Annotated in this window: 25 protein-coding genes; 6 read left to right on the top strand and 19 right to left on the bottom strand. The window is 64.7% G+C overall.

Features of this window, described 5'->3' with window-relative positions; genetic code table 11:
* Positions 1-11 precede the first annotated feature (11 nt).
* From PF66_RS20895 to PF66_RS20885, 3 genes are read right to left on the bottom strand one after another with little or no spacing between them, the layout of a single operon-like run.
* Positions 12-602 (bottom strand): LON peptidase substrate-binding domain-containing protein, encoded by a 591-nt coding sequence (locus PF66_RS20895; protein WP_054058561.1) that lies wholly within the window; start codon positions 600-602, stop codon positions 12-14.
* A gap of 12 nt (positions 603-614) precedes the next feature.
* Entirely contained in the window at positions 615-1,331 is a 717-nt protein-coding gene (locus PF66_RS20890; RefSeq protein ID WP_054063730.1) for an LrgB family protein, read from the bottom strand.
* Entirely contained in the window at positions 1,328-1,690 is a 363-nt protein-coding gene (locus tag PF66_RS20885; protein WP_054063729.1) for a CidA/LrgA family protein, read from the bottom strand. The genes PF66_RS20890 and PF66_RS20885 overlap by 4 nt, the downstream gene beginning before the upstream one ends.
* A 162-nt stretch (positions 1,691-1,852) precedes the next feature.
* Between PF66_RS20885 and PF66_RS20880 the strand changes: the two genes are divergently transcribed.
* From PF66_RS20880 to PF66_RS20870, 3 genes are all read left to right on the top strand, one after another.
* Entirely contained in the window at positions 1,853-2,308 is a 456-nt protein-coding gene (locus PF66_RS20880; RefSeq protein WP_054058564.1) for a MaoC family dehydratase, read from the top strand.
* A 111-nt stretch (positions 2,309-2,419) separates the two neighbouring features.
* The gene (locus PF66_RS20875) at positions 2,420-4,138 is read left to right on the top strand and encodes a C13 family peptidase (RefSeq protein ID WP_054063728.1); all 1,719 of its coding nucleotides are present in this window, start codon (positions 2,420-2,422) and stop codon (positions 4,136-4,138) included.
* Between the two features lie 27 nt (positions 4,139-4,165).
* Positions 4,166-4,807 carry a nucleoside-diphosphate sugar epimerase gene (locus PF66_RS20870; RefSeq protein ID WP_054058566.1) on the top strand — a complete coding sequence of 214 codons (642 nt, stop codon included), beginning with the start codon at positions 4,166-4,168 and terminating at the stop codon, positions 4,805-4,807.
* A gap of 308 nt (positions 4,808-5,115) precedes the next feature.
* On the opposite strand, the gene PF66_RS20865 is transcribed toward PF66_RS20870, so the two are convergent.
* From PF66_RS20865 to PF66_RS20835, 7 genes are all read right to left on the bottom strand, one after another.
* Positions 5,116-5,403: a YceK/YidQ family lipoprotein gene (locus PF66_RS20865; RefSeq protein WP_054063727.1), complete on the bottom strand. Its 288-nt coding sequence runs from the start codon at positions 5,401-5,403 to the stop codon at positions 5,116-5,118.
* Positions 5,396-6,025 carry a flavin prenyltransferase UbiX gene (gene ubiX / locus PF66_RS20860; RefSeq protein WP_081009897.1) on the bottom strand — a complete coding sequence of 210 codons (630 nt, stop codon included), beginning with the start codon at positions 6,023-6,025 and terminating at the stop codon, positions 5,396-5,398. The genes PF66_RS20865 and ubiX overlap by 8 nt, the downstream gene beginning before the upstream one ends.
* The gene (mpl, locus tag PF66_RS20855; protein ID WP_054058568.1) at positions 6,022-7,371 is read right to left on the bottom strand and encodes a UDP-N-acetylmuramate:L-alanyl-gamma-D-glutamyl-meso-diaminopimelate ligase; all 1,350 of its coding nucleotides are present in this window, start codon (positions 7,369-7,371) and stop codon (positions 6,022-6,024) included. The genes ubiX and mpl overlap by 4 nt, the downstream gene beginning before the upstream one ends.
* 114 nt (positions 7,372-7,485) lie before the next feature.
* A complete protein-coding gene (locus tag PF66_RS20850; RefSeq protein ID WP_054058569.1) occupies positions 7,486-7,854 on the bottom strand; it encodes a glyoxalase superfamily protein in 369 nt (122 codons plus the stop codon).
* A 140-nt stretch (positions 7,855-7,994) separates the two neighbouring features.
* Positions 7,995-8,888 carry an NAD-dependent epimerase/dehydratase family protein gene (locus PF66_RS20845; protein ID WP_054063726.1) on the bottom strand — a complete coding sequence of 298 codons (894 nt, stop codon included), beginning with the start codon at positions 8,886-8,888 and terminating at the stop codon, positions 7,995-7,997.
* Positions 8,889-9,017: 129 nt separating this feature from the next.
* On the bottom strand, positions 9,018-9,926 hold the full coding sequence (locus PF66_RS20840) for a LysR family transcriptional regulator (RefSeq protein WP_054058577.1): 909 nt from the start codon (positions 9,924-9,926) through the stop codon (positions 9,018-9,020).
* 55 nt (positions 9,927-9,981) lie between these two features.
* A complete protein-coding gene (locus PF66_RS20835; RefSeq protein ID WP_054058571.1) occupies positions 9,982-10,572 on the bottom strand; it encodes an NAD(P)H-dependent oxidoreductase in 591 nt (196 codons plus the stop codon).
* Between the two features lie 194 nt (positions 10,573-10,766).
* On the opposite strand from PF66_RS20835, the gene PF66_RS20830 reads away from it, so the two are divergent.
* Positions 10,767-11,081, top strand: coding sequence for a putative quinol monooxygenase (locus tag PF66_RS20830; RefSeq protein WP_054058572.1), 315 nt, complete (start codon positions 10,767-10,769; stop codon positions 11,079-11,081).
* A gap of 134 nt (positions 11,082-11,215) precedes the next feature.
* Entirely contained in the window at positions 11,216-11,563 is a 348-nt protein-coding gene (locus PF66_RS20825) for a cupin domain-containing protein (RefSeq protein ID WP_017903103.1), read from the top strand.
* Between the two features lie 85 nt (positions 11,564-11,648).
* Here the strand turns inward: PF66_RS20825 and PF66_RS20820 are convergent, their stop codons facing one another.
* The 6 genes from PF66_RS20820 to PF66_RS20795 form a co-directional block, all read right to left on the bottom strand.
* Positions 11,649-12,092 carry a phage infection protein gene (locus PF66_RS20820; RefSeq protein WP_152973066.1) on the bottom strand — a complete coding sequence of 148 codons (444 nt, stop codon included), beginning with the start codon at positions 12,090-12,092 and terminating at the stop codon, positions 11,649-11,651.
* Positions 12,093-12,364: 272 nt separating this feature from the next.
* Positions 12,365-13,582 (bottom strand): cytochrome c biogenesis protein DipZ, encoded by a 1,218-nt coding sequence (locus tag PF66_RS20815; RefSeq protein ID WP_054058573.1) that lies wholly within the window; start codon positions 13,580-13,582, stop codon positions 12,365-12,367.
* Positions 13,583-13,676: 94 nt separating this feature from the next.
* A complete protein-coding gene (locus PF66_RS20810; RefSeq protein ID WP_054063725.1) occupies positions 13,677-13,913 on the bottom strand; it encodes a DUF2790 domain-containing protein in 237 nt (78 codons plus the stop codon).
* 162 nt (positions 13,914-14,075) lie between these two features.
* The gene (locus PF66_RS20805; RefSeq protein WP_054063787.1) at positions 14,076-16,439 is read right to left on the bottom strand and encodes a DNA polymerase II; all 2,364 of its coding nucleotides are present in this window, start codon (positions 16,437-16,439) and stop codon (positions 14,076-14,078) included.
* A 125-nt stretch (positions 16,440-16,564) separates the two neighbouring features.
* Positions 16,565-17,452 (bottom strand): 3-hydroxyisobutyrate dehydrogenase, encoded by an 888-nt coding sequence (gene mmsB / locus PF66_RS20800; RefSeq protein WP_054063724.1) that lies wholly within the window; start codon positions 17,450-17,452, stop codon positions 16,565-16,567.
* A gap of 14 nt (positions 17,453-17,466) precedes the next feature.
* A complete protein-coding gene (locus PF66_RS20795; RefSeq protein WP_054063723.1) occupies positions 17,467-18,990 on the bottom strand; it encodes a CoA-acylating methylmalonate-semialdehyde dehydrogenase in 1,524 nt (507 codons plus the stop codon).
* 128 nt (positions 18,991-19,118) lie between these two features.
* Here PF66_RS20795 and PF66_RS20790 point away from each other — a divergent pair, with 128 nt between their 5' ends.
* The gene (locus PF66_RS20790) at positions 19,119-20,066 is read left to right on the top strand and encodes a LysR family transcriptional regulator (RefSeq protein WP_054060412.1); all 948 of its coding nucleotides are present in this window, start codon (positions 19,119-19,121) and stop codon (positions 20,064-20,066) included.
* A gap of 35 nt (positions 20,067-20,101) precedes the next feature.
* Here the strand turns inward: PF66_RS20790 and PF66_RS20785 are convergent, their stop codons facing one another.
* The 3 genes from PF66_RS20785 to PF66_RS20775 are packed head-to-tail and all read right to left on the bottom strand — an operon-like array spanning position 20,102 to position 22,363.
* Positions 20,102-20,605, bottom strand: coding sequence for an OmpA family protein (locus PF66_RS20785; RefSeq protein ID WP_054060413.1), 504 nt, complete (start codon positions 20,603-20,605; stop codon positions 20,102-20,104).
* A gap of 4 nt (positions 20,606-20,609) precedes the next feature.
* Positions 20,610-21,881, bottom strand: coding sequence for a diguanylate cyclase domain-containing protein (locus PF66_RS20780; RefSeq protein WP_054063722.1), 1,272 nt, complete (start codon positions 21,879-21,881; stop codon positions 20,610-20,612).
* Entirely contained in the window at positions 21,878-22,363 is a 486-nt protein-coding gene (locus tag PF66_RS20775) for a YfiR family protein (RefSeq protein ID WP_241494414.1), read from the bottom strand. Before PF66_RS20775 ends, PF66_RS20780 begins: the two co-directional genes overlap by 4 nt.
* Positions 22,364-22,431: the final 68 nt, after the last annotated feature.

Below are 22,431 nucleotides of genomic sequence, written 5' to 3'. Positions count from 1 at the left end.
CACACAGGCCACTAGGCGAACAGTTCGCCCTGCAACTCGTCGAGCAGTTCCTGGATCGCATCCAGGCGCTGCTGCGGATCATCGAGCTCCAGCAGATCGATCTTGTCCAGATCGGAAAACGGCAGCAGATAAGCCAGCTGGTTCGCCAGCGACTGCTGCCCACCGGCCTCGGTGCCCATGTTCAACGCCGCGACCATCGGGTGCTCGGCCAGGGCCTTGAGCAGGGCCACCAGGTCTTCGTCCTCATCCTGCAGCGGCTGTTCGGGAACCTCGTCCAGCCACTGCACCTGGGCGACGGTCAACTGGTCCTTCTGCAATTCGCTGTCGAGCACACGAAAGCGCCGGCCGCCCTCGACCCGGATCCCCAGCAGACCGTTGTCCTGCTGCTGGAAATCGCGAATCAGCGCCTCGCAGCCGATCCGGGCGAAGCCCTGCGGCGCCGGGCCGACCTCTTCGCCTTCAAGGATGCACACCACGCCAAAACCGCTGCCCTGCTTCATGCAGCGACTGATCATGTCCAGGTAACGCGCCTCGAAAATCTGCAGATCGAGGGTGCAGCCGGGAAACAGCACGGTGTTCAGGGGGAACAGCGCCAAGCTCATACAAGGGTTTCCTTAAACCATCCAGGTGACGATCAGGGGCAACAGTACCGCAGTGGTCACGCCCATCAAACTCATCGCCAGCGCCGCGAAGGCACCGCATTCGTCGCTTTCCTGCAGGGCCACCGAGGTGCCCACCGCATGGGCGGTCATGCCCAGGGCCATGCCCCTGGCCTCGGGCCGCAACACACCCAGGCGGGTCAGCATGGGCGGGCCGGCAATCGCGCCGATCACCCCGGTGATCAGCACGAACACCGCGGCCAGGGCGGCCACACCGCCGATCTGCTCGGCCACCAGCATCGCAATGGGGGACGTCACCGATTTCGGTGCCATGGTCATCAGCATCCGCGGCTCGGCGCCGAACCACCAACCCAGCAGCACGCACAGGCCAGTGGCAATCACGCCACCAATCACCAGCGTAGTAAAAATCGGCCAGAACAATTGTCGGATCCGCCGCAGGTTGAGGTACAGCGGCACCGCCAGGGCAACGGTCGCCGGGCCGAGCAGGATGCCGAGAATCTCGGTGCTCTTGCGATACTCGGCATAGTCCAGGCCACACAGCAACAGCACACCGACCACCAGCGCCATCGACGCCAGCACCGGCTGCAGGAAGATCCAGCGGGTTTTCTCGAACCCCGCCAGCACCAGTTGATAGGCGCCCAGGGTGATTCCGATACCGAACAGCGGATGGTGAATCACCGCCGCCCACGCCCCTTGCCAATCCAATGTCATCGTTCGCCCTCGCGTCGATCCTTGCGCCGGATCAGCCAGTTCATCAGCACCCCGACCAGGGCCATGGAAATCAGTACCGACAGCACCAGCGAGCCGACAATGGCCCAGAAATCCGCGGCGATATCGCTGGCATAGACCATCACGCCCACGGCCGGCGGCACCAGCAGCAACGGCAGGTAGCGCAGCAGGCTGCTGGCCGCCTCGCTCAACGGCGCCCCGACCTCACCCCGATTCAGCAGGAAGGCCAGCAACAGCAGCAGGCCGATGATCGGCCCCGGCAACATCGGTACACACAAATGATTGATAGCCGTGCCAAGCAACTGGAACAGCACCAGCCAGGTCAGGCCGCGCAGCAACATCCGTACTCCCCCTTGTCAACGCACCCCATTATAAGCATGCCGATACGCCGGCATTCGCCAAAGCCATGGTCGCTTGACCGGGCACAACGGCCGTGATGATCTACAGTGGATGCCAAGGGCTGCAACCCAAGGCCTGACCCCGAACGACCAAGGAGAGGCTCAATGCCCTATGTACCCGTAGCGCAACTCAAAGACTATGTCGGCAAGGAACTGGGACGTTCCGAATGGTTCACCATCGACCAGGAGCGCATCAACCTGTTCGCGGAGGCCACCGGCGATTATCAGTTCATCCACGTCGACCCGGTCAAGGCCGCGCAAACACCTTTTGGCAGCACCATTGCCCACGGCTTTCTCTCGCTGTCGCTGATCCCCAAGCTGATGGAGGACATCCTGATCCTGCCCGAAGGCCTGAAGATGGTCGTCAACTATGGCCTGGACAGCGTGCGCTTCATCCAGCCGGTCAAGGTCGACTCGCGGGTGCGGCTCAAGGTCGAGCTGGTCGACGCCACCGAGAAAAAGCCGGGCCAGTGGCTGCTCAAGGCAACCGCCACGCTGGAGATCGAAGGCCAGGAAAAACCTGCCTATATCGCTGAACCTCTGTCGCTCTGCTTCGTCTGAAGCGACATCCGGGCTGCGGCACGAAGCGGCGACGGTGCTGTTTCGTGCTTTACCTCTGGACACGACACAATGCTTCGGCATACTCGGTCCCCTAATTGCCCGGATCCCGTCATGCGCCCATTTGCACCCCTTGCCCTGACCCTGTTGCTCACCGCCTGCGGTGATGGCGAATCACTGCTACCGCCGGACGCCCGTCTGCCGGACGGCGGCCGCTACCGCGGGGAAGTGGTCAATGGCCTGCTGCAAGGCCAGGGGCGCATCGACTACCCGAACGGCAGCTGGTATGCCGGCCAGTTCCTCAATGGCCAGTGGCATGGCGACGGCGAGTGGCACGGCAGCAACGGCGAGGTCTACAAGGGCCAGTTCCAGCAGGGCCTGTTCCATGGCCAGGGCACCCTGACCCTTCATGACAGCAGCTACACCGGCGGTTTCAAGCTGGGCCGACGCAACGGCGAAGGCACCCTGAAGGAAGCCGGCATGACCTACCGCGGCGAATTCAGGGACGACCAGTATTCCGGCCTCGGCCACCTCGAACTGGAAGACGGCAGCCAATACCAGGGCGAGTTCGCCCACGGCAAGCCCAACGGCGAGGGCCAGCGCAGCGATGCCAGCGGCAACCAGTTCACCGGGCGCTTCGTCAACGGCCAACTGGAAGGCGTCGGGACCTTCAACAGTGCCGAAGGCGACCAGTACGCCGGCGGTTTCCGGCACAACCAGCTGAACGGCAAGGGCCGCTATGAAAACGCCGACGGCGATGTCTGGATCGGCGAGTTCAAGGACGGCGTACTCAATGGCCAGGGCGAACTGATCGGCGTCGATGGCAGCCATTATCGCGGTGAGTTCAGCGAATGGCGCTTCAACGGTTTCGGCCAGTTGAACCTGGCCGATGGCAGCCACTATGTCGGCGAGTTCGCCAGCGACACGTACGAGGGCCGGGGCATCCTGACCCTGGCGGACGGCCGGGTGCAAAGCGGCATCTGGACCAATGGCCAGCGGGTTCGCGAGGCCGATGGCAAACTGCTGCCGGACCAGCTCGAACTGGGCCTGCTGGCCCAGGGGCCCCTGTTGGAAAAAGCCCTCGCCGCGGTTCCGGCCTCCACGCCGGCCATCGAGCTGTACAGCCTGGTGCTGGCCGGTGACGGCAAGCAGAGCGTCTTCCTGCGTGAAGCCGACTATGTCGGCAAGATGCTCGCCACCCGCTTTGGCGCCTATGGCCAGATCAGCCTGGTGAACCATCGCGATCACCTGATCGACCGGCCGATGGCCACCCGCGAAAACCTGCACCGGGCCGCCCAGGCCCTGGCCGAAAGCAGTGGCCCGGAAGACCTGATCTTCATCTACCTGACCAGCCACGGTACCCACGCCCATGAACTGGTGCTGGACCAGCCACGCCTGGAACTGGCCGACCTGCCCGCCGATGAAATGGCCCAGGCCCTGGCCCCGTTGAAGAACCGCGACAAGGTCATCGTCATTTCGGCCTGTTACTCCGGCGGCTTCATTCCGGCCCTCAAGGATGAAAGAACCCTGATCATGACCGCCTCGCGGGCCGACCGGGTGTCCTTCGGCTGCTCCGAGGAAGCGGACTTCACCTACTTCGGCGATGCCCTGTTCGCCCAGGCCCTGAACCAGACCGACGACCTGCAGCAGGCCTTCAACCTGGCCAAGGCCCATGTTGCCGAACGTGAGCAGGCGGACAATTTCGAGGCGTCGGAACCGCAGATCTGGGCCCCCAAGGGCGTGCTGGCCCACTGGCAGCAGCTACGCAAGCAACAGGCAAGAAAAGCGTTGCAAAGCGCTTCACTGGACAGCAAGGGCGCCAAGAGCAACTAAGCTGATTCGTATCAAGGGAGATATTTTATGTACTTGACGCCTCAGCACATCCTGCTCGCTGGAGCCACCGGCCTGACCGGTGAACATCTGCTGGACCGACTGCTCAACGAACCCACGGTCAGTCGCGTCCTCGCCCCTTCGCGTCGCCCACTGGCGAAACATCCGCACCTGGAGAACCCGGTCGGCGACCCGGCGATCTTCCTGCCGCAACTGAGCGGCCGGGTCGACCTGGCGATCTGCTGCCTGGGCACCACGATCAAGCTCGCCGGCTCCGAAGAAGCCTTTCGCGCTGTCGACCACGATATGGTGGTGGCTTTCGGCAAGCGTGCGCGGGAACTGGGCGCGCGGCACCTGATCGTGGTCAGCGCGGTGGACGCCAACCCGAAATCCAAGGTGTTCTACAGCCGGGTCAAGGGTGAGATGGAGGAGTCGCTGAAGGCCCAGGGCTGGCCGCAGTTGACCATCGCCCGGCCGTCGCTGCTGATCGGCGAGCGTAGCGAACCGCGCCTGGCCGAACAGTTGGCGGCACCGCTGTCGAAGCTGATTCCCGGCAAGTATCGCGGGATCGAGGCCTGCCAACTGGCCCGGGCGCTGTGGCGCCTGGCGCTGGAGGAGCAGGACGGGGTGCGGATCGTCGAGTCGGATGAGTTGCGCCGGCTCGGCAAGTAGCTTTCGCCAGGTAGATTTTTGTTGCCAGGGCGGGACTCTTCGCGGGCAAGCCGCGCTCCTACAGGACCGCGTGAACCGATTCGACCGCCTGCAGGAGCGGGCGGCGCGGCGATCCGGCTTGCCCGCGAAGGGGCAAAACACGATCCCCGGCCCTAGGCTGTGTACGAAATTGTTTGAAACGCAGGTTAGGCAAGGCAAAAACCGGCGAGGAACGGCCGGGGTCGCGCCCGACTTTACTGGAGTAAATGAGCATTCCGAGCCGGTTTTTAACGCCGCATAACCAAGTTTCAAGCGATTTCGTACATAGCCTACAACCCACCCGTCGCCTGAAACCCGACGCCCAACGCCGCGAACACCGACAACGGCAACAGCAGCGTATCGAGCAAGGCACTCGCCGGCAGGTCCAACCCAGGATACCCCGGCGCCTCGGCGCCGAACCGGTCACGGGCACAACAGCCACCCTGCAACGCGTACAGGTCCAACCGCGTGCCGGCATAGACGAGCGGCGCCCCGGCCTTGCCGGCATCCAGCGTCCGCGCCGTCGCACAACCCGCCAGTTGCAGTGCCAGCAGCAGGCCCAGCAGCGCCTTACTCATTGCTGTTCAAATGATGCTCACCCCAGCGCGGCAGCATGTCCTGGGGGATATTCAACAGATTGAGAATCCGCGCCACCACGAAATCCACCAGGTCGTCGATGGTCTGCGGCTGATGATAGAAGCCCGGCGAAGCCGGCAGGATCGTCACGCCCATGTTCGACAGCTTGAGCATGTTCTCCAGATGAATGCTCGAATACGGCGCCTCGCGCGGCACCAGGATCAGTTGCCGACGCTCCTTGAGGGTCACGTCCGCCGCCCGCTCGATCAGGTTGTTGCAGGCGCCCGTGGCGATGGCCGACAAGGTCCCGGTGGAGCATGGCACCACCACCATCGCCGCCGGCGAGCCGGAGCCGGAGGCCACCGGCGACATCCAGTCCTCCTTGCCGTACACGCGGATCTGCCCGGCCTGGGCCCCGGTGTACTCGGTGAGGAACGCCTGCATCGCCTGCGGCTTGGGCGGCAGGGTGACGTCCGTCTCCGTCGCCATCACCAACTGCGCCGCCTTGGAGATCAGGAAGTGCACTTCGCGGTCCTCGCGCACCAGGCAATCGAGCAGGCGCAAGCCATACTGCGCCCCGGAGGCGCCGGTCATCGCCAGGGTGATACGCTCCGGGCCGTTCACCGCAGGGCCTCGGCCAGTTTGCCGTGCAGCCCGCCGAAGCCGCCGTTGCTCATGATCACCACGTGCGTGCCGGGCTTGGCCTGGCTTTTCACCCGTTCGATGATGCCCTCCAGGGAGTCGCTGACAATCGACGGCACACTGCACAAGGCCGCCGTGGCGCCCAGGTCCCAGCCGAGATTGGCCGGCGCGTACCAGATCACCTGATCGGCCTGGACCACGCTCTCCGGCAGGCCATCGCGGTGAGCGCCCAGTTTCATGGAGTTGGAACGCGGTTCGATGATGGCGATCACCGGTGCATCGCCGACCTTCTTGCGCAGGCCGTCGAGGGTCGTGGCAATGGCGGTCGGATGGTGGGCGAAGTCGTCGTAGATGGTCACGCCGTGGACTTCGGCGACCTTTTCCATGCGCCGCTTGACGCTCTTGAACGCACTCAGACCGGCAATACCCATCGTCGGCACCACGCCGACATGCCGCGCTGCGGCCAGGGTGGCCAGGGCATTGGCGACGTTGTGCTGGCCGGTCAGTTCCCACTCGACCGTGCCCTGGGCCACGCCCTCGAACAGCACCTCGAAACGCGAACCGTCCTCGCTGAGCAGGCGCGCCTGCCACTGGCCACCGGCACCGGTGGTCTGCACCGGGGTCCAGCAGCCCATGTCGATCACCCGCTTCAACGCCGGCTCGGTGGTCGGGTGAATGACCAGGCCTTCGCTGGGGATGGTCCGTACCAGGTGGTGGAACTGCCGCTCGATGGCTGGCAGGTCGGGGAAGATGTCCGCGTGGTCGAACTCCAGGTTGTTCAGGATCGCCGTGCGCGGATGGTAGTGGACGAACTTGGAGCGCTTGTCGAAGAACGCGCTGTCGTACTCGTCGGCCTCGATCACGAAGAACGGCGTGCCGCCCAGGCGCGCCGATACCGAGAAATTCTGCGGCACGCCGCCGATCAGGAAGCCCGGGCTCATGCCCGCGTGCTCCAGCACCCAGGCGAGCATGCTGCTGGTGGTGGTCTTGCCGTGGGTGCCGGCCACGGCCAGGACCCAGCGCCCCTGCAGCACATGGTCGGCCAGCCACTGCGGGCCGGACACGTAGGGCAGGCCCTTGTTCAGCACGTACTCGACCGCGGGGTTGCCACGGGACATGGCATTGCCGATCACCACCAGGTCCGGGGCCGGATCGAGCTGGGCCGGGTCATAACCCTGGGTCAGTTCGATACCCTGGGCCTGCAGTTGCGTGCTCATCGGCGGATAGACATTGGCATCGGAGCCCGTCACGTGATGGCCCAGTTCCTTGGCCAGAACAGCCATCGAGCCCATGAAGGTGCCGCAGATACCCAGAATATGAATGTGCATAGTCGACCTCGTAAAACATGGCCGCAGGTTAGCCCAGGGCGGGGGAAATCGCACCTTGTGTTTCAGATTCGAGGTGACTGGCAGGGCTTCGACATCGATTCGAAGCCCTGTGGCTCAGACGCAGATCGCGTTGGTGAACACCAGGCGGTTGCCGAACGGGTCGGCGATCGGCATGTCCATGCTGCCCCAGGGCATGGCCTGGATTTCCGGACGGGCGTAGCCGAAGCCCTTGGCCAGCAGTTGTTCGCGAAAGGCTTCCAGCTCGTCGGTCTCGATACGCAGCGCCGAACCCGGAGTGCTATCACCGTGATGCTCGCTCAGGTGCAACACGCAATTGCCCTTGGACACCTGCAGATACAAGGGGAAACCCGGCTCGAAACGATGCTGCCAGTCGACCTGGAAACCCAGGAAGTCGACGTAGAACTCCAACGCCTTGCCCTCGTCGAAAATTCGCAGAATGGGGGTGGTCTTACCGAAGCTCATGTCAGGTCTTCCTGGCGGTTCTGGATCAAAGCGCTTCGGCCATGGAACGGGTTTCTTTAGTGGCTCAGTGCCATTATTGCGCAAAAGCGCGACCTCGTTCGCAAAAACCTGACGCCAATCACCAGCATAGCCGCTTGGGCTCAAACCATCTCGTTGAGGATCCAGTCGATCACCGAGTTGCGCTTGGGTACCCAGCCCAGCAGTTCACGGGCGTTGCTGCCGCGGACCCGGCTGTTGGAACCCAGGCCGTAATTGGCCATCTCATAACCCCACTCGGCCTCGGCGTCCGCCAGCGGCCAATCCTGCGGCTCACCCAGGTTCAGCGCCCTGGCCATGGCGGTGGTCATGTCTATGAACGAGGCTTCGCCGCTTTCGACGAAATAGAAGGTGCCCGGCGGGTTGCCGGTCAACGCCAGCAGGTACAGCGCCACCACATCCTCGATGTGCACGTTGGACCAGATGTTCTGCCCGCTCCCGACGTGCCGGGCCACGCCACGCTTGCGGGCCTGCTTGAGCAGGCGCGGCAACTGCACGCTGTCACGCTTGACGCCCAGGCTGTGGCCGTAGATCAGGGTGTTGCAGAGCACCGCCGAGCGCACGCCGGATTTCGCCGCGTCGAGCACCCGGTGGTCGATGGCCACCCGCGCCGCCTTGTCGACGGTCGGTTCCGGCAGCCGGCCTTCGTAATAGACGATATCGCTGGCCTTGCCGCCGGAGGCGTCGCCGACGATGCTCGAACCGCTGGTGTGCAGGAACACCTTGTCGGAACCACGCAAGGCGTCGAGCAGCGCCTCGACCGCACCGCGATGGTCGCTGCTGGCAGCGTTGATCACCGCATCGGCCTGGCGCGCCTGCTCGGCGAGCAGTTCGCTGTCGTCCAGGCTGCCGACCACCGGGGTAATGCCCAAATCACGCAGTTCCTGCACCTGCTCGGCACTGCGCACCAGCCCGGTGACCCGATGGCCGGCGGCGACCAGCCCGGTCGCGATGGAACCGCCAATGAAACCGGCGGCGCCGGTAACGAATACGTTCATGGAGAAACTCCCTGCATGGATAAGTGATGGAGCGAGTATCGAAAACTTATCCGTGCCGAATAACCCCCTATTGCCCAATTCACTCTTGCGCTGGAGTCACGAATCAAGAGCTGGCGCCCAGCGTCAGGGCTATGCCACCACGGGCCCCGCATACCCCGCCAGCTTGCCCTGGATGAAATCGAGGAAGCACTGGATACGCAGCGCCAACTGCGAGTTGCGGTAGTACACCGCATGGATCGGCTGGCGGTAGCCGCTGTTGGCTTCGGGGAGGATCACCTGCAGGCGGCCGGACTGGATGTCCTGGTGAGTCATGAAGTGCGACAGGCAGACGATCCCCTGCCCCTCCAGCGCCAGTTGGCGCAGGGTCTCGCCGCTGGAGGCGCTGAGGTCGGGGCGGATCTGCCAGCGGTCGCCCTGGGCATGCCGCAACGGCCAGTGATTGAGCGTTTCGGTCTGGGTGAACCCCAGCAGGGTGTGTCGGGACAGCTCATCGACACTGACCGGCTCGCCGTAACGCGCCAGGTAGGCGGGGCTGGCCAGGATGTTCAGCGGGCTGCTGCCCAGCGAGCGGGCATGCAGGGTCGAATCCGCCAGGTGGCCGATGCGGATGGCGATGTCGGTGCTCTGCTCCAGCAGGTCGATGATCAGGTCGTTGCTGTTGAGTTCCAGCTGGATGTCCGGGTACAGGCTGCGAAACTCGGCGATGTACGGGACCACCGCGTGCAGCATGAACGGCGAGGCGGCGTTGATACGCAGGCGCCCGGCGGGCGTCTGCTGGCGCAGGGCCAGGCGTTCTTCCAGCTCGTCCATCTGCTCGAGGATCTGCTTGGCCCGCTCGAAGAAGAACTTGCCTTCCTCGGTCAGGTCCATGCGTCGCGTGGTGCGATTGATCAGCGTGGTCTCGAGCTTGGCCTCCAGCCGCGACAGGCTGCGGCTGACCGCCGACGGCGTCTGCCCGACCTGTTCGGCCGCCGCGGAAATCGAACCGCACTCGATCACGCAGACGAAGATCTGCAACTCATCCGACCTGGCTTTCACACTCACCTCTCAACTCAAGAGCCTGATATTAGCCGGCCTCGAGGCAAAAGGAACCTCACTTCGGCAAATCGAAAACCTCTGCCAGGTGCTGCTCGTAGCGCCGGATATCCGCCTCGATGGCCGGTACCTTCATCACGTCGACACAGAGAAAGGTCGGCAGGCCGCTCATGCCGAGGAACTGGTTGGCCTTGTGAAACGGGAAGTAGACCGCATCCACGCCCTTGGCCTCGAAGAAATCGGTGGGGTCGTCGAAAGCCTGCCGTGGCGCGTTCCAGGTCAGCGACAGCATGTACTGCTTGCCCTGGATCAGACCACCGCTGCCGTACTTCTGCGAGGCGTCGGAACGCGTCCGGCCATCGTTGGCGTAGAGGCTGCCGTGGCCCGCGGTGAACACTTCGTCGATGTACTTCTTCACCGTCCAGGGCGCGCCCATCCACCAGCCAGGCATCTGGTAGATGATCACGTCGGCCCAGAGAAACTTGGCAACTTCCTCGGCGACATCGTAGCCCTGGTCGATCCAGGTCTGTCTGACATCGCAACCGGAGCGATCGAGGTAGGCCACGGCGGTTTCATGCAGGGTGGCGTTGTAGCGGCCGGCGGAGTGGGCGAACGCCTTGCCGCCGTTGAGTAGCAGGATCTTTTTCATGGTCGGTCTCATGGAGGGCGGCCCCAAGGGCAGCCCGGTCGACAGGTTCAAGTGCGGGCGCAGGTTAGCCCTCGCACGCACGGCGAAAAAGCGTGGCTGACGCAAATCGCTTTTGCCGTAACGGCACGAATGCTCGACGTATTGTTGCCTTAGCATTGACGGCCTCCAGAACCTGTCCTGCCCGGAGTGAATCCATGAGCCAACCCTACGGTTTTATCCTGCATGCCAAGACCCGCCCGGAAAAGGCCGAGGCCTTCGAGGCGCTGTTTCGCGCCTATGTCGAACCCAGCCGCCGGGAAGACGGCTGCATCGAATACCACATGCTGCGCGACCACGCCGACCCGACCCTGTTCATCTTCTACGAGATCTGGCAATCGAAGGCTCACCTGGACGTGCACTCGGCGCTGCCGCACATGCGGGCCTTCCACGAGCAGCGCATGGCGTTCCTCGAGCGGGATTTCGAGATTCGCCTGATCGACATGCTCAGCCCATCCTCGGCCAGCCGCTGATCAACAGCGGCCCCCTGCCGGGCGAAAACGGCCTGTGCGCGCATGGACAGCTGGATGTCGAGCCTGGACATCCCTGCGGCGGGCGCCCCCGTTAGGGTGCAGGCTTCATTCAGAACCTGTGCCCGGAGCCCAGCATGTCCAATCCACCGATTACCGTTCTGCGCGATACCCACCCACTGCCGGTGCTCGACGCCTGCAAATGGGAAAAGCTCGAAGGCGATCCGCACACCGTCAACCTCAACGCCTACAACAGCGAAGACGGCAGCAAGATCATGGGCACCTGGATCTGCACCCCGGGCAAGTGGCGGGTCGATTACGTGAAGTGGGAGTACTGCCACTTCCAGGAAGGCTACTGCATCATCACGCCGGACGGTCAGGCGCCGATCCACTTGAAGGCCGGCGATATCTTCATCGTCGAGCCAGGCATGAAGGGCACCTGGGAAGTCGTCGAGACCGTGCGCAAGTACTTCGTGTTCGCCTGACAGCACCAGGCGCGTTTCGATCCGGGCCCCGTCTCGAAAGACACGAGGCCCTGTCGTGAGGAACGGTTCGAGAGGTCGTCAATCTTCAAGCGACACGACGTTCCAGCAAGCGATCCGAGCCACCTTCGGCTACACGACGCTCCAGCAGGCGATCGGAACCACCTTCCGCCACACGACGCTCCAGCAGGCGATCGGAACCACCTTCCGCCACACGGCGCTCCAGCAGGCGATCGGAACCACCTTCCGCCACACGGCGCTCCAGCAGACGATCGGAACCACCTTCCGCTACACGGCGTTCCAGCAAACGGTCCGAGCCACCCTCCGCCACACGGCGCTCCAGCAGGCGATCGGAACCACCTTCCGCCACACGACGCTCCAGCAGACGGTCAGAACCGCCCTCCGCCAGCCGATGCTGGTTGATCGCGCCGAACCCGGTTGCCGGCACATTGGCCGAAGCGGCATTCGCCAGGCCGAGGCCACCGACCAAAGCCAGGGTGAGGGCCAGGGAAGCGGTAGAGAACTTGAACATGGGTAACACTCCTGCGTTTGTGAGTAAGACTCTGAGGGTTGGGTGGGGCCTGGACCGGCCTCACCGTTCGACAGGTACATTTCAACGCAGGGCTGTATCCACCGTGTGTCGCGAACGGGCGATAAGGTGGCGCACTGTATGGCGGCGGGCCGCGTACACAGTCTGATACAACGTGCCGATGCCCGAGCCCGGTGCCACTCGAACACCCGCCCACAAAAAAGCCGCAAGGTCCGTGGCGGGACCTTGCGGCTATCGCTGCCGGATTCCGGGGCTCAGCTGGCACTGCCAGCCTTGGCCTCCTGCAGCAGGGTCTGGATGACCTTTTCCTGTTCGTCATAACGGCCTTCGCCGAAATGGGTGTAGCGCACCTGCCCCTTGGCATCGATCAGGTAGTGGGCCGGCCAGTACTGGTTATCGAACGCCCGCCAGATACGGTAGTCGTTGTCGATCGCCACCGGGTAACCGATCCCCAGTTCCTTCACCTGCTGGCGCACGTTGCCGAGGATCTTCTCGTAGGCATATTCGGGGGTATGCACGCCGATCACCACCAGCCCGTCCTTCTCGTATTTCTTCGCCCAGTCCTTCACATAGGGCAGGGTGTGCTGGCAGTTGATGCAGTCGAAGGTCCAGAAGTCCACCAGCACCACCTTGCCGCGCAGGGACTCACGGTTGAGCGGCGCCGAGTTCAGCCACTCCACCGCACCGTCCAGCGCAGGCATCGCGCCCTTGGCTTCGAGGTCGACCGCCGTGGCCGCATTGGCCTTGCTGATCACGTAGTCGATGGCCCGCGGAATCTGCTTGAGCAGGCTCTGCTCCACCGACGCCGAGCCCTGTGACGAGGTACCGGCGAGCAGGGTGTTGTTCGCCCCGGTCGAGATCAGCACCGCCGACAGCAGGACCAGCACGCCGGCCCCACGCCGCAGCCAGCCGGTCACCGGGATGGAAGGCTTGAGCCGGTTGACCAGGCCACGGCCGGCGAAGATCAGCGTGCCGAGAGACAACGCACTGCCCAGGCCATAGGCCAGCAGCAACAGGCTGGTCTGTGCATTGGCGCCCTGCAGCATGGCGCTGGTCAGGATCACGCCGAGAATCGGTCCGGCACAGGGCGCCCACAACAGCCCGGTGGCGACGCCGACCAGCAGCGCCGCCAACGGCCCCGACAGCTGCCGCGCCGCCGGATCGAGGCGATTGCCCAGCAGCACGAACGGCCGCGACAGCCAGGCCCCCGCGCGGGCGGAAATCAGTGACAGGGCGAACAGCACCATCACGATCAGCGCCAACTGACGGCCGGCAGCGTTGGCCTGGATCACCCAGGCGCTGCTGACCACCGCCAGGCTCGACACCAGGGCGAAGGTCAGCGCCATGCCGCCCAGGGTCAACAGCACCGACGAGCGGGAACGATCGGCCCGCGCGAAAAGGAAGGGTACGACCGGCAGGATGCAAGGACTGAGCACCGTCAGTATCCCGCCGAGGAAAGCGATAAGCAGCATGACGTCACCTGGCAGATGCAGGCATGAAACCGACCGCGACGCGGTACGGTTTCATGCGGGTGGAGGAGAGAGCGTGAGGCGGGTTCCCAAGGCCTCAGCTGCCCAGGTTGCAACTGGCGAACTTGCCGTATTCCAGGGTGTGGGTCTGGCCCTGGGAGTCCAGGTAGGTCAGGTGCGCCTTGGCGACATCGCAACTGCCCATGGCATCGGTGGTGATCGACACCACGTGCCGGATATCCGGTTTGGCGCTGGCGGCCTGGGCCGGGGCGGCGATGGCCAGGAGGCTCAGGGCGGACAACAGGCCGGCGGTGCAGAGTGCTTTCAGTTTCATGGCGATTTCCTCAAGTGTGTATTCGGTTGGTTGGAGCCAGTGTTGTCTGCCTCCCTGGAACCTATTTGACGCCCTTGAGGTATCTCGAATGTGTGCGCAAGCCGGGGTTCTGAAGTGCGCAAGTATCACCGCCCCTCCCAGATACATTGCAATACAAAACCCTCAGAACAGGCCCATCTGCCCGCCGATCAGGGTGGTGAAATCGTCCTGCACGAACGGCAGGATCGCGTCCGCCACCGGCTGCAACTGCTTGGTGATGTAGTGCTCGTAGTCGATGGGCGACCGACGCACCTCCAGCGGCTCCGGCCCGGCCTGGGCAATCACGTAGCTGATCCAGCCGCCGCCCTGGTACTGTCGCGGCCGCCCCTGGGCGACGTTGTATTCATCGGCCAGGCGTGCCGCCCGCACCTGCGGCGGCACGTTGCGCTCGTAGTCGCCGAGCCGCCGGCGCAGGCGCTTGCGATACACCAGCAGGTCATCCAGCTCGCCCGCCTGGGTACGCCGCACGTAGTCACGGACGTAATCCTGGTAGGGCTGGCGGCTGAAGATGCGTCGGTACAGCTCCTGCTGGAACGCCTGCGCCAATGGCGACCAGTCGCTGCGCACGGTTTCAAGCCCCTTGTAGACCATCTCCTCGCGGCCGTCGGCACGCACCACCAGCCCGGCATAACGCTTCTTGCTGCCCTCCTCGGCCCCGCGGATGGTCGGCATCAGGAAGCGGCTGAAATGGGTTTCGAACTGCAGTTCCAGGGCACTGTCCAGGCCCAGTTCCTGCTTCAGGTGTTCGCGCCACCAGTCGTTGACCCCGGCCACCAGCTGGCGGCCGATCTGCGCGGCCTCCTCCTGGCCATGGGCGCGCTTGAGCCAGACGAAGGTCGAGTCGGTGTCGCCATAGATCACCGTGTAGCCCTGGGCCTCGATCAGTTGCCGGGTGCGGCGCATGATCTCGTGCCCGCGCAGGGTGATCGACGAGGCCAGGCGCGTATCGAAGAAGCGGCAGCCACTGGAACCGAGCACGCCGTAAAAGGCGTTCATGATGATCTTCAGGGCCTGGGACAGCGGCGCATTGCCGTCGCGCTTGGCCGCCTCGCGGCCCTGCCAGACCGTCTCGACGATCGACGGCAGGCAGTGCCGCGTGCGGGAGAAACGCGCCCCGCGAAAGCCCGCCACCGACTCGCTGTCGTCGGGATGCCGCAGGCCCTCGATCAGCCCCACCGGGTCGATCAGGAAGGTACGGATGATCGACGGGTACAGGCTCTTGTAGTCCAGTACCAGCACCGACTCGTACAGCCCGGGCCGCGAGTCCATGACGAAACCGCCGGGGCTGGCCTCGGGCATGCGTTCGCCGAGGTTCGGCGCGACGAAACCCTGGCGATGCATCAGCGGCATGTACAGGTGGGTGAAGGCCGCCACCGAACCGCCGCTGCGATCGGCCGGCAGACCGGTGACGGTGGCGCGTTCGAGCAGGAAGGTCAGTAATTGGGTCTTGTCGAAGATCCGCGTGACCAGCTCGCAGTCCTTGAGGTTGTAGCGCGCCAGGGCCGGCTTGTCCTCGGCGAACATGCGATTGATCTCGTCCATGCGCTGGTAGGGGTTGTCGATCGACTTGCCCTCGCCGAGCAGGTGCTGCGCCACGTATTCGAGGCTGAAGGACGGGAAGCTCCAGGTCGCCGAACGCAGCGCCTCGATGCCGTCGATGATCAGCCGGCCGGCCGCCGCGGCGAAGTAGTGGGTGTTGCGCGCACCGTTGTCGCGCCAGCCCATGACATCGCCCCCACGCCCCAGGCGCAGCGGGATGCTCAGGCGCTGGGCATGTTCATGCAGCACCTTGAGGTCGAATTGCACCAGGTTCCAGCCGATGATTGCATCCGGATCGTGCCGGGCCAGCCAGTCGTTCAGGGCTTCGAGCAGTTCACCGCGGCTCGCTCGATAGTCGAGCTTGAAATCGACCTGGCTGGCGTCACCGTTCGGCGGCCCGAGCATGTACACCTGGCGCTCGCCACAACCTTCCAGGGCGATGGAATACAGCTCGCCCTGCATGGTGGTCTCGATGTCCAGGGACACCAGCCTGAGCCGTGGCCGATAGTCCGCCGTCGCCTTGAGCTGGGTATCGAGCAGCGGCCCGTCGGTATTCGGCGTACCGGCGAACAACACCGGCGCGGTGATGAAACGCTCCATGAGAAAGCGCTCGGGAGGGCGGATATCGGCCTCGTAGACATCCACCCCGCCCTGGCGCAACAGCTTCTCGATGTTCATCAACTGCCGGTGCTGCTGGCAATACAGGCCGCACACCGGGCGGTGGTGAAAATCCATCAGTTCCAGCGGGCGCCATTCCACCCCCCGCTCTTTGCTCAACAGTTGGGCGGCACGCTCACGCTGTTCGGCGGGAATGAAGGCAACCGAGGGTTGTGGCGGCAAGCGCACGTGACGGGGGCCGGCGTCGGTCGCCAACCAGAATTCGACCTGCGTACCCGCGGGGGTGTCGCGCCAATGCCGGGTCAGGACAAAACCCTGCTGTAGATCCACCACCGCCCCCTCGAAACCGATTCTCGGCAGTCATTCTACTGTGCCGGGGGATACGCGGATAACGTTTGGACGCACGGCCCGGAAAAAACCGGGGACCCGCCCGACGCGAGCCCCCGGAAAAAACCTTACTCGGGTTTGCGATAGGCGCCGATGATGGCCGAGAAGTCCTTGCCACCCTCCCCGCGCAGGCTCATGGCCTGGTACAACTGCTGCGCCACGGCACCGAGTACCACCGGCTGGTGGGCCTGGCGCGCGGCCTCGGTGGCCAGGCCCAGGTCCTTGAGCATCAGTTCGGCGCCGAAGCCGCCGGTATAGCCACGCGACGCCGGTGCGGTGTCGATGATGCCCGGCCAGGGGTTGTAGGTGTCGGAACTCCAGCAGCGGCCGGTGGAACTGTTGATCACCCCGGCCAGCACCTGGGTGTCGATGCCCAGGGCGGCGCCCAGGGCCATGGCCTCGCTGACGCCGATCATCGAGATGCCCAGCAGCAGGTTGTTGCAGATCTTGGCGATCTGCCCGGTGCCGACCTCGCCGCAATGGACGATGTTGCGGCCCATCTGTGCCAGCACCGGTTGCAGGGTGGCGAACAATGGCTGGGAAGCGCCGACCATGAAGGTCAGGGTCCCGGCCGCCGCGCCACCGGTACCGCCGGATACCGGCGCGTCGGCCATCGCCACATTCTGTTTCGCCGCCGCGGCGGCAACGTCCTTGGCGGTCTGCGGATCGATGGTGCTGCAGTCCACCGCCGGCACGCCGGCGCCGATCCCGGCCAGCACCCCGTCCTCGCCCAGCCAGACGCTGCGCACATGGGCGGCGGCCGGCAGCATGGTGATCACCAGTTCGCTGCCCTCGGCCGCGGCCTTGGGCGAGGTGCTGATGGTCCCGCCGAGGGCCGCCAGTTCCTTGAGCACCGTCTGGTTCAGGTCGAACAGGTTCAGGCTGTGCCCGGCCTTGATCAGGTTGCGCGCCATTGGCGCGCCCATGTTGCCCAGTCCGATAAATGCGATCTTCATGGCCCGTTCCTCGCTCAGCGCAGGTTGATGGTGGTGTTCACGCCATGGTTCTCGCTGTCGTCATCGAACCAGCGCGCGGTGACCGTCTTGGTCTGAGTGTAGAACTGCACCACCTGCTTGCCGTAGGGACCCAGGTCGCCGAGCTTGGAGCCACGGGAGCCGGTGAAGCTGAAGAACGGCACCGGCACCGGGATCGGGATGTTGATGCCGACCTGGCCGATATCGATCTCGCTCTGGAACTTGCGCGCCGAGGCGCCGCTCTGGGTGAACAGGCCGGTGCCGTTGCCGAAGGGGTTGGCGTTGACCAGGGCGATGGCCTCGTCGAGGGTGTCGACCTCCATCACCGCCAGCACCGGGCCGAAGATTTCCTGGGTGTAGATCTGCATGTCGGTGGTCACCCCGGAAAACAGGGTCGGGCCGACGAAGTTGCCCTGCTCGAAGCCCGGCACGACGATAGCGCGGCCGTCCAGTTCGAGCTTGGCGCCTTCCTGGATGCCGCTTTCGATCAGGCCCAGCACCCGCTCCTTCGCCCGCTTGGAAATCAGCGGACCGACATCGGTGCCCGGCTCGCTGCCGGCGTTGACCTTGAGCTTCTGCGCCAGCGCCTTGAGGTCCGGCAGCCATTGCTTCGCCGCCCCTACCAGCACCACCACCGAGGTGGCCATGCAACGCTGGCCGGCCGCACCGAAACCGGCGCCGACCAGGGCATTGAGGGTCTGCTCGCGGTTGGCGTCGGGCAGCACCACGGCGTGGTTCTTCGCGCCCATCATCGACTGCACGCGCTTGCCATGACGACCGGCGAGGTCATAGACGTGGGTACCGACGGCGGTCGAACCGACGAACGAGACCGCCTTGATGTCCTTGTGGGTGCACAGCGCATCCACCACCTCCTTGCCGCCGTGCACCACGTTGAGCACGCCCGGCGGCACGCCGGCTTCCAGCGCCAGCTCCACCAGCATCAGGGTCGACAGCGGGTCCTGTTCGGACGGTTTGAGAACGAAGGTGTTGCCGCAGGCGATCGCCATCGGGAACATCCACAGCGGGATCATCGCCGGGAAGTTGAACGGGGTGATCCCGGCGCAGACGCCGATCGGCTGGCGCAGGGTGTAGGTGTCCACGCCACCGGCGACGTTCTCGGCGAACTCGCCCATCTGCAGGGTGCCGATCGAGCAGGCGTGCTCGACCACTTCCAGGCCGCGGAAGATATCGCCCTCGGCGTCGGCCAGGGTCTTGCCCTGCTCGGCGCTGAGCACGGCGGCGATGCGCTTGGAATGTTCGCGGATCAGCGCCTGCAGCTTGAGCATGATGCGCATGCGGGCGCCGATGGGGGTCAGCTTCCAGGTCTGGAAGGCACGCTGGGCGGCGTCGATCGCCGCATTCACTTCAGCGGCAGTGGCGAAGGGCACCTTGGCCAGCACTTCCTGGGTCGCCGGGTTGACGATGTCGTGCCACTCACTGCTCTGGGATTCGACCCACTCGCCGTCGATCAGCAACCGGGCGGTCTTGAGGGTGGCGTCGGGCTTGAGAGAAACGTTCATGGAAGTCTCCTGAATTATTGTAATGGCCGAATCCCGGACGGGACGATACCCGAGCATGGTGACTGGACTGTTTTTGGAGTATAGATGTGCATTCTTCTAATAAGAACGCACATAAAAACCGGATCAACATGCAAAAAAACATCACGTCTTTGGGTTCATTGAACTGGGACGACCTGAAGTTTTTCCTTGAGGTTGCCCGTACCCGCAAGGCCAGCAGCGCGGCCAAGCGCCTGGCGGTGGACTACACCACGGTGTCACGGCGCATCAGTTCGCTGGAGGCGGCCCTGGGCACCCTGCTGTTCGAAAAGTCGCGCACCAGCGGCTTCGTCCTCACCGCCGAGGGCCAGCGCCTGATGGGCTATGCCGAGTCCATCGAAAGCACCCTGCACATGGCCTGCGAGCAGGTGTCGGGGTCTGGCGTGGCGCTCTCGGGGCATGTGCGCATGGGCTGCACGGAGGGCTTCGGCAGCTTCTTCATCACCCCGCAACTGAGCCATTTCGTCGACGCCTACCCGGCGATCTCGGTGGATATCCTGCCACTGCCGCACTTCATCAGCCTGTCCAAGCGCGAGGCGGATATCGTCATCGCCCTGGAGCGCCCGGAGCACGGGCCCTATGTGTGCTGCAAGCTGTGCGACTACCGCCTGCAGCTGTACGCGACCCAGCCGTACCTGGACCAGCACCCGCCGATCCGCCGCGCCAGCGACCTGGGCCGGCACCGTTTCGTCAGCTACGTCGACGACCTGGCGTTCAGCAACGAGCTGCTGTACCTGGCCAACCTGCTGCCCAACGCCACCGCCAACCTGCGCAGCACCAGCGTGATCGCCCAGTTCGTCGCGGCGCAACAGGGCCGGGCGCTGGCGATCCTGCCGTGTTTCCTGGCGGCCCAGGACCCGAACCTGCTGCCGGTGTTGCCGGATGAGGTGAGTATCACCCGGCAGTTCTGGATGTATTGCCGGGAGGATCTGCGCAAACTCAAGCGGATCAATCTGTTGTGGGACTACATTCGGGAAGTCACGGAACTGAATCGACCGCTGCTGCTGGGGGAGACGCGGGCGCTTCGGTTCGTCGATTAGAATGCCGCCAGTCGGATAGGCCTCTTCGCGGGCACTCAGTCGGCAATCACCACGATCGCCACCCGGCGGTTTTCTGTCCGCCCGGCCACGGTGCTGTTGCTGGCCACCGGTTCGCGGCTGCCCAGGCCACGGACCTGGATGTTTTCCGGCTTCATCCCGGACTGCCGCAGTACCGTCGCCACACTGTTGGCCCGGCGTACCGACAACTGTTCGTTGTAGTCGTCCTTGCCCGACGCATCGGTGTGCCCATCCACCCGCACCCGCTGGATATCCACGCTGAGCAGGGCCCTGGCGATCCGCTCGACGATGGCCTGGCTTTGCGGGTTCAACCCATCCAGGTCACTGCCGAACAGCACCTTGCCCGACAGGCCGAAAGCCCAGCCATCGTCCGTCAGTTCGAAACCCTGCTGCTTGAGGACGGCGATCTGCGCCGGGCTCAGGCCTTTCTGCGCAGCCGTCTGGCAGCCGCCCAGCGCCAGCAGGGCGGCAAACAGGGCAACGCTGAAAAATCGCAGGGAACGTTGGGTCAAGGTAGACAAGGGTTCAACTCCTGGTGGGGACTGAGGCGGCGCTGTGCTCCGACTGCGCGGTGTGTCGACTGCCTCGGGAAAGGCGCTTGGCCTGGTACATGGCGCCATCGGCGGCATTGAGCAGCGAGCCCGGGGTGTTGCCGTGATCGGGGTAGACGGCGATGCCGATACTCAGCGAGGTGACGACCTGGGTCGGGCCGGGCACCGGGATCGGCAGTTCCATGCTGGCGATGATCTTCTCGGCAATCTGCTCGGCGTCCTCGATGCTGTGCAGCGGGGTCAGCAACACGGCGAACTCGTCGCCGCCAAGCCGCGCCACCAGGTCATCTTCACGCAGTTGCGCACGCACCCGCGTGGCCACGGCCACCAATACCGCATCGCCTGCCGCATGGCCGAAGGTGTCGTTGATTTCCTTAAAGCGGTCGCTGTCGAGAAACAGCACCGCGACCCGCTCGCCCTGCCGGGCACCGTTGCGCAAGGCGCGCATCAGCCGACCTTCGAAGAAGGCCCGGTTGGGCAGGCCGGTCAGGCTGTCGTGGCTGGCCTGGTGCGCCAGGGTCTGGTTTTCGTTCTGCAGGTGCGTCTGCCAGGCTTCCAGCTCATCGAGCAGGGCATTGAAGTCGTTGCCGAGGTTGTCCAGTTCGACAATCTGCGCCGGCGGTACCCGCCGCTCGAAGGCCCGCTCGCTACGCACGGCGTGGGCCACTTCGGCCAGGCTGCGCAGCGGCACGAGGATCCCGCGCAGCAACCGGCGGGCCAGGTACAGGCCGAGCCAGGCCGCCAGCACGCTGCACACCAGGATGCCGGCCAGGCCGCTGAGCAGGTAGCGCATCAGGCTGGCGCCATGACCGGTCAGGCGCACGCTGCCGACCTCGCGGTTCTGGTGCAGGATCGGCAGTTCGATGGGCTGTTCCAGCAGGCTCCTCGCCAGTTGCATTTCCAGCCGCGACAGCAGGCCGGTTTCCGGGCGTTGCCAATGGGCCAGGCGCTGGCCGCTGGCGGTGAAGATCTCGGCCTCGGCCACTTCTTCGGTAGAGGCGATCAGGTCCAGGGCTTCGGTCGCCGCACTGCGGTCGTTGAACACCACCGCCGCCTCGACGGTGTAGCTGATGGAGCGGGCGATCAGGTGCAGGTTGTGGTCGGCGTAGACCCGAAGCGCCAGCACACCGAGCAAGGTCAGCGAAACGCTGACCAGGCCGACCGCCGCCAGGGCCACCAGCATGTGCCCACGCCCCAGCACCGAACGCAGGGTGCGGCGGTTGTCCGGCTTGTGCAGACCGATCATGGCTGTGGGGCCCGCCGGCGGGACAGTTGCAGGACGCTGGGGTGAATGCGCACGCCGCTGCGGGCCACCGAATCCAGGTTGACCTCGAACGCCACCTGCTCGTCGCCGACACGCAGGCAGAACAGGCTGCCGACGACGCAATGGTCGCCTTCTTCGCTGATGCTCAGCACCGCATGGCCGGCCAGTGACGCGAACAACTGGTTGCGCTCGTTGCTGGACAACTGGCCGATGTACACCGCGTCACAGCTGTCGCCGACGGCCGGGTTGCTGGCCAGCAGGCGCTGTACCAGCACCGGGCGGCCGCTGGCCTGGGTCGTGCCCTTGACCAGGTCATCGGTGTATTGGGTCGGCCCGACGATGCACAGGCGCAACTGCGCCGGCTCCACCGGCCAGCGGGCGTAACTGAGAATACCCAGCACCACCTGGGTGACGGCCTGGGCCCGCTGCTCGGCGCCGCCACGGGGAGCGGCGTCTTCGGCCATGCCCGCGTGCATGAACAGGCAACACAGGACGGACACCGCGAACTGTCTTGAGCCAAAAAACCGCCACA

The sequence above is a fragment of the Pseudomonas asplenii genome (assembly GCF_001293465.1).
GTDB lineage: Bacteria > Pseudomonadota > Gammaproteobacteria > Pseudomonadales > Pseudomonadaceae > Aquipseudomonas > Aquipseudomonas fuscovaginae_B.
Note: the sequence above shows the minus strand (reverse complement) of the source record. Positions and strands in the feature narration are given on the sequence as shown.

Bases quoted from the DNA above. Each gene is read 5' to 3' on its own strand.
- PF66_RS20895 (WP_054058561.1), bottom strand. From the start codon at position 602: ATGAGCTTGGCGCTGTTCCCCCTGAACACCGTGCTGTTTCCCGGCTGC.
- PF66_RS20890 (WP_054063730.1), bottom strand. From the start codon at position 1,331: ATGACATTGGATTGGCAAGGGGCGTGGGCGGCGGTGATTCACCATCCG.
- PF66_RS20885 (WP_054063729.1), bottom strand. From the start codon at position 1,690: ATGTTGCTGCGCGGCCTGACCTGGCTGGTGCTGTTCCAGTTGCTTGGC.
- PF66_RS20880 (WP_054058564.1), top strand. From the start codon at position 1,853: ATGCCCTATGTACCCGTAGCGCAACTCAAAGACTATGTCGGCAAGGAA.
- PF66_RS20875 (WP_054063728.1), top strand. From the start codon at position 2,420: ATGCGCCCATTTGCACCCCTTGCCCTGACCCTGTTGCTCACCGCCTGC.
- PF66_RS20870 (WP_054058566.1), top strand. From the start codon at position 4,166: ATGTACTTGACGCCTCAGCACATCCTGCTCGCTGGAGCCACCGGCCTG.
- PF66_RS20865 (WP_054063727.1), bottom strand. From the start codon at position 5,403: ATGAGTAAGGCGCTGCTGGGCCTGCTGCTGGCACTGCAACTGGCGGGT.
- mpl (WP_054058568.1), bottom strand. From the start codon at position 7,371: ATGCACATTCATATTCTGGGTATCTGCGGCACCTTCATGGGCTCGATG.
- PF66_RS20850 (WP_054058569.1), bottom strand. From the start codon at position 7,854: ATGAGCTTCGGTAAGACCACCCCCATTCTGCGAATTTTCGACGAGGGC.
- PF66_RS20845 (WP_054063726.1), bottom strand. From the start codon at position 8,888: ATGAACGTATTCGTTACCGGCGCCGCCGGTTTCATTGGCGGTTCCATC.
- PF66_RS20835 (WP_054058571.1), bottom strand. From the start codon at position 10,572: ATGAAAAAGATCCTGCTACTCAACGGCGGCAAGGCGTTCGCCCACTCC.
- PF66_RS20830 (WP_054058572.1), top strand. From the start codon at position 10,767: ATGAGCCAACCCTACGGTTTTATCCTGCATGCCAAGACCCGCCCGGAA.
- PF66_RS20825 (WP_017903103.1), top strand. From the start codon at position 11,216: ATGTCCAATCCACCGATTACCGTTCTGCGCGATACCCACCCACTGCCG.
- PF66_RS20820 (WP_152973066.1), bottom strand. From the start codon at position 12,092: ATGTTCAAGTTCTCTACCGCTTCCCTGGCCCTCACCCTGGCTTTGGTC.
- PF66_RS20815 (WP_054058573.1), bottom strand. From the start codon at position 13,582: ATGCTGCTTATCGCTTTCCTCGGCGGGATACTGACGGTGCTCAGTCCT.
- PF66_RS20810 (WP_054063725.1), bottom strand. From the start codon at position 13,913: ATGAAACTGAAAGCACTCTGCACCGCCGGCCTGTTGTCCGCCCTGAGC.
- mmsB (WP_054063724.1), bottom strand. From the start codon at position 17,452: ATGAAGATCGCATTTATCGGACTGGGCAACATGGGCGCGCCAATGGCG.
- PF66_RS20795 (WP_054063723.1), bottom strand. From the start codon at position 18,990: ATGAACGTTTCTCTCAAGCCCGACGCCACCCTCAAGACCGCCCGGTTG.
- PF66_RS20790 (WP_054060412.1), top strand. From the start codon at position 19,119: ATGCAAAAAAACATCACGTCTTTGGGTTCATTGAACTGGGACGACCTG.
- PF66_RS20780 (WP_054063722.1), bottom strand. From the start codon at position 21,881: ATGATCGGTCTGCACAAGCCGGACAACCGCCGCACCCTGCGTTCGGTG.
- PF66_RS20775 (WP_241494414.1), bottom strand. From the start codon at position 22,363: ATGGCCGAAGACGCCGCTCCCCGTGGCGGCGCCGAGCAGCGGGCCCAG.